This is a genomic window from Actinomadura logoneensis, from assembly GCF_003428695.1.
Taxonomy (GTDB): domain Bacteria; phylum Actinomycetota; class Actinomycetes; order Streptosporangiales; family Streptosporangiaceae; genus Spirillospora; species Spirillospora logoneensis.
The window spans coordinates 1-798 of the sequence record NZ_QURH01000410.1 but is presented as its reverse complement, the minus strand read 5'-3'; the positions used below and the strand labels follow the sequence as shown (position 1 = coordinate 798).

Sequence of the window (798 nt, the reverse complement as noted above, 5' to 3'; positions counted from 1 at the left end):
GGGTCGGGGGCGCCGGTGATGGGGCGGCCGATGACCAGGAGGTCGGCGCCGGCGGCGAGGGCCTGCTCCGGGGTGGCGACGCGGGCCTGGTCCTGGGTGTCGGCGCCGACGGGGCGGACGCCGGGGGTGATCAGCGTGATGTCCGGGCCGACCTCCGCGCGGACGGCGGCGGCCTCCTGCGGGGAGCAGACCAGCGCGCGGGCGCCCGCCTCGACCGACAGGGCGGCGAGCCGCAGCACGGCGTCCGAGGCGGGGCCGGCCAGGCCGATCGCGGCGAGGTCGGCGTCGGACAGGGACGTCAGGACGGTCACGGCGGCGATGCGGGTGTCCGGCGCGGCCTCGGCGGCGGCGCGGATCATGGCGGGGCCGCCCGCGGCGTGCACGGTCAGGTAGGCGGGCTTCAGCCGGGCGACGGCGCGGGTCGCGCCCGCGACGGTGGCCGGGATGTCGTGCAGCTTGAGGTCGAGGAACACCTGGACGCCGCTGGCGCCGCGCACGCTCGCGACGACGTCGGGGCCGTAGCGCAGGTAGAGCTCCAGGCCGACCTTGACGGTGCTCACGTGCGGGGTGACCTGGCTGGCCCAGCGCGCGGCGGTGTCCAGGTCGGGGGCGTCGAGCGCGACGGCGATCGGGGCCGGTACTGCGGTCACGGGAGTCTCTCCTTGGTCTCCGCCGCGGCGGGGTCGGTGGCCGGGGCGTCCTTGCGGCGGGCGGCGGAGCGGGGGCCGCGGGGGCGGACGGGCGCGGCGGGCCGCACCTGCTCCCCCGTCGCCCGAACCTGTTCCGCGGGCGGCGGCG

Annotated in this window: 1 protein-coding gene; it reads right to left on the bottom strand. The window is 79.4% G+C overall.

Going from position 1 to position 798, the window contains the following annotated elements; all coding sequences use genetic code 11:
- Window positions 1-650, bottom strand: a 650-nt coding sequence (gene pyrF / locus DZF91_RS23010) for an orotidine-5'-phosphate decarboxylase (protein WP_117359474.1), incomplete at its 3' end; no start/stop codon positions are given.
- Window positions 651-798: the final 148 nt, after the last annotated feature.